5 protein-coding genes, 1 tRNA gene and 1 pseudogene are annotated in these 3,160 nt (G+C 67.4%); 5 read left to right on the top strand and 2 right to left on the bottom strand.

The window, feature by feature from the left end:
* Nucleotides 1-156 precede the first annotated feature (156 nt).
* A tRNA-Thr gene (locus tag D588_RS0110440) sits at nucleotides 157-232 on the top strand.
* 233 nt (nucleotides 233-465) lie between these two features.
* Here the strand turns inward: D588_RS0110440 and D588_RS0110435 are convergent.
* Nucleotides 466-819 (bottom strand): hypothetical protein, encoded by a 354-nt coding sequence (locus D588_RS0110435; RefSeq protein WP_106404477.1) that lies wholly within the window; start codon nucleotides 817-819, stop codon nucleotides 466-468.
* A 142-nt stretch (nucleotides 820-961) separates the two neighbouring features.
* Between D588_RS0110435 and rocF the strand changes: the two genes are divergently transcribed.
* From rocF to D588_RS0110415, 4 genes are all read left to right on the top strand, one after another.
* Nucleotides 962-1,885 (top strand): arginase, encoded by a 924-nt coding sequence (gene rocF / locus D588_RS0110430; protein WP_026143576.1) that lies wholly within the window; start codon nucleotides 962-964, stop codon nucleotides 1,883-1,885.
* A gap of 142 nt (nucleotides 1,886-2,027) precedes the next feature.
* A complete protein-coding gene (locus D588_RS0110425; protein ID WP_017908941.1) occupies nucleotides 2,028-2,180 on the top strand; it encodes an entericidin A/B family lipoprotein in 153 nt (50 codons plus the stop codon).
* 55 nt (nucleotides 2,181-2,235) lie between these two features.
* A complete protein-coding gene (locus D588_RS0110420) occupies nucleotides 2,236-2,370 on the top strand; it encodes an entericidin A/B family lipoprotein (RefSeq protein WP_026143575.1) in 135 nt (44 codons plus the stop codon).
* 185 nt (nucleotides 2,371-2,555) lie between these two features.
* Nucleotides 2,556-2,771, top strand: a complete 216-nt coding sequence (locus D588_RS0110415) for a CsbD family protein (RefSeq protein WP_010341025.1) — start codon at nucleotides 2,556-2,558, stop codon at nucleotides 2,769-2,771.
* A gap of 71 nt (nucleotides 2,772-2,842) precedes the next feature.
* Here D588_RS0110415 and D588_RS0110410 read toward each other — a convergent pair.
* Nucleotides 2,843-3,160: pseudogene (locus D588_RS0110410) on the bottom strand (hypothetical protein); the annotation flags it as partial.

Below are 3,160 nucleotides of genomic sequence, written 5' to 3'. Positions count from 1 at the left end.
TGCCAGCTCGGCGCCGCGCGCCAGCGCACCGTGGACTGCGCCACGCTGCGCTAGAATGCCGCGCCTGCCGGTGTTCGGCGCCGCGCCGTCGCGCGTGCCGAGGCCCGCGCCAGCAGGTAGACTGCCCCGGGCCCGCCCGCGGGCGTCGTCCACCTTGCCGCTTTAGCTCAGTCGGTAGAGCAACTGTCTTGTAAACAGTAGGTCATCCGTTCGATTCGGATAAGCGGCACCATCTTCGATCCGCCGGCATCCGCAGATGTCCGCGCTGCGCCATCAATCCGCTGAAACAGCGGTTTTTGCTTTCTGTCGCGTGCCCTCACGAACATCCAGTCGAGCAGGGAGCAACTGCGCGTCACGCGAGCAGGGTGTGGCGTGGCGGATGGCAAGCACGCAGCATCACAACCGCGAGGCAACAGCCGCTCAACCGAAGCGCGGTTGGATCGCCGCGTGTTGTCGCGAGCTGCGCTACGGGTTTCGCGGCATGAGCAAGGACTGCGCGCGCGCGGAAAGCGGACAACCCTGCTGCTGCAAGAAGGCGATGGCCTCTCTGGTGCGCCGGAGCAGCCCGGTGTTCGCGATGAAGGTCGTCTTCGCTCCCTGGAACGCCAGCACGACGTTCTCGGTTCCCCATGTCTTTCGATAGTCCACGCTGGCGATCTCGCGGTACGGACGGGTGCGCGTGCGCAGCACGCGGTACTCCACGTGGTCCGCGTGCAGGATCAGCATGGGGTTGAGGCTGTTGTGCGCCCACGCGAACCAGGGAAGGAACGTGAGCCCGGCGAACGCGGCCTCCAGGGTCACGGTCAACGGTTTTTCCAAGGCGATCTCCAGAAACGGCGGAGCAGCTTAGTCAGCCACCGCCATCGACGTCCAACGGTGCGCCTCCGCTGCTGCGCCGCGGCGGGTCGTGCCATGCCGGTCCCGCTAGACTGGGTCACTTTTTTGGCTGGAGCGTATGCGCATGAAGTCCTCCTTTCTGCCGGTTTCCCTCATCGGCGTGCCTACCGACATCGGGGCCGGCCATCGCGGTGCGCGTATGGGGCCGGAGGCACTGCGCATCGCCGGCCTGCACGAGGCGCTGGCCAATCGTGGCGTGGAGGTGCGCGACATCGGCAACATCGATGGCCCGCGCAATCCCTGGCAGGCGCCGGTCGACGGCTACCGCCACCTGGACGAGGTGGTGGCCTGGAACCACGCGCTGATGGAGGCCAGCTACGCCGAGCTGCGCGCCGGGCGCATGCCGATCGTGCTCGGCGGCGACCATTGCCTGGGCATCGGTTCGATCACCGCGGTGGCGCGGTACTGCCGCGAGCAGGGCCGCAAGCTGCGCGTGCTGTGGCTGGACGCGCATTCGGACTTCAATACCAGCGAGGTCACGCCGTCGGGCAACGTGCACGGCATGCCGGTGGCCTGCCTGTGCGGGCTGGGCCCGCAGGCGCTGACCGAGCTCGGCGGCAGCGCGCCGGCGTTGCGCCCGGAGCAGGTGCGGCAGATCGGCATCCGCTCGGTCGACCCGGACGAGAAGCGGCTGATCAAGCAGCATCGCGTGGACGTGTACGACATGCGCTACATCGACGAGATGGGCATGAAGCGGACCATGGAGGCGGCGCTGGACGGGCTCGACGCCGACACCCATCTGCACGTCAGCTTCGACGTGGACTTCCTCGACCCCAGCATCGCCCCGGGTGTCGGCACCACCGTGCCTGGCGGCCCCAACTACCGCGAGGCGCAACTGGTGATGGAGATGATCGCCGACAGCGGGCGCATGGCCTCGCTGGACATCGTGGAGCTGAATCCGGTGCTGGACCACCGCAACCTGACCGCGGAGCTGGCCGTGGACCTGGTGGAGAGCCTGTTCGGCAAATCGACCTTGATGCGGGACTGAGCGACGCGGGCTTACCCTGAATGGGTCGCCGGTTCATTCACGTGAAATCCACAGTCGTGACGGCAGATTCACCCCCAGACGGTAGCGCGGCGACGCCTATCGCCGCCCACCCCGACCACCTGCGATTGCCGAGGACGACCCGATGAAGCGACTGACCACCCTGTTGATGCTGACCCTGTTTTGCGCTGGTGTGCTGACCGGCTGCAACACCGTTGCCGGCGCCGGCAAGGACATGCAGAAGGCGGGCGAGAAGGTGGAAGACACCGCCAAGGATTGCAGCGCGGGCAAGTGCTGAGTTTCGCGCGGCCTGCGTGCCGCGTCCCATGACCAAGTGAGCAAGGAGTGAACCTATGAAGCGTACGTTTGCGTGGATGCTGCTGGCGATGTTCTCGGTGGGCCTGCTGGCCGGTTGCAACACCGTTGCCGGTGCCGGCAAGGACGTGCAGAAGGCGGGCGAGAAGGTCCAAGACGCCGCCAAGAACTGAGCTTCGTCTCGGTGACCAGAAACGGGTCGGCTTGCCGGCCCGTTTTTTTTGCGCGGCTGCCGACCACAGCGTAACGGTTCACGATGCTCATGCATCGCTGACGCTGCGTTGATCGGTTCGCGACGCAGGCCGCGCAATGCTGCGCGGGCGGCGTAATGCGCCGCTTACACATCACGAGAGATGCCATGAACAAAGACATCATTGCCGGCAAGTGGACCCAGCTCAAGGGCAAGATCAAGGCGCAGTGGGGCGACCTCACCGACGACGACTTCGACGTCGCCGAAGGCAACACCCAGTACCTGGCCGGCAAGCTGCAGGAGCGCTACGGCTGGGCGCGCGATCGCGCCGAGAAGGAAGTGCACGCGTTCCGCGACAGCCTGGGCAAGGAATACCACGACTGAGGCGCACACCGCCGCGGCGTCGTCGACACGGGCCGCATTGCGGCCCGTGCTTTTTTGGGTGCGCGGGGAGCTCAGCGCTCCGGCGGATCGGGCACGTAGTCGCCGGGAAACGCGCTTGGCGCAACCGCCACGCGCCGCGGCGGCAGGTTCCGCGGCAGCACGCCGCGTGCGATCAGCCGTGCGCGGCTGTCGTAGCGCAGCGCGGTCCGTTGCATCGGCACGTCGCTGGCGCGCTCGAACTCGGTGACGCGCGAGGGCGACCACTCGCGCGCGCCGTGGCCGGTGCCCAGGCGCTGCTGCACGCGGGCAGCGGAAGTGCCTTCGCGTGCATACGCGCGTGCGTCCGCGGACGGTGCCGCCGCGAGGGGCGCGGCCGCACTGCGTTGCGA

The sequence above is a fragment of the Xanthomonas sp. SHU 308 genome (genome assembly GCF_000364645.1).
GTDB classification, from domain to species: domain Bacteria; phylum Pseudomonadota; class Gammaproteobacteria; order Xanthomonadales; family Xanthomonadaceae; genus Xanthomonas_A; species Xanthomonas_A sontii.
Note: the sequence above shows the minus strand (reverse complement) of the source record. Positions and strands in the feature narration are given on the sequence as shown.

What these genes read in the sequence shown, in the direction of transcription:
- rocF (WP_026143576.1), top strand. Translation starts at nt 962, where the DNA reads ATGAAGTCCTCCTTTCTGCCGGTTTCCCTCATCGGCGTGCCTACCGAC.
- D588_RS0110425 (WP_017908941.1), top strand. Translation starts at nt 2,028, where the DNA reads ATGAAGCGACTGACCACCCTGTTGATGCTGACCCTGTTTTGCGCTGGT.
- D588_RS0110420 (WP_026143575.1), top strand. Translation starts at nt 2,236, where the DNA reads ATGAAGCGTACGTTTGCGTGGATGCTGCTGGCGATGTTCTCGGTGGGC.
- D588_RS0110415 (WP_010341025.1), top strand. Translation starts at nt 2,556, where the DNA reads ATGAACAAAGACATCATTGCCGGCAAGTGGACCCAGCTCAAGGGCAAG.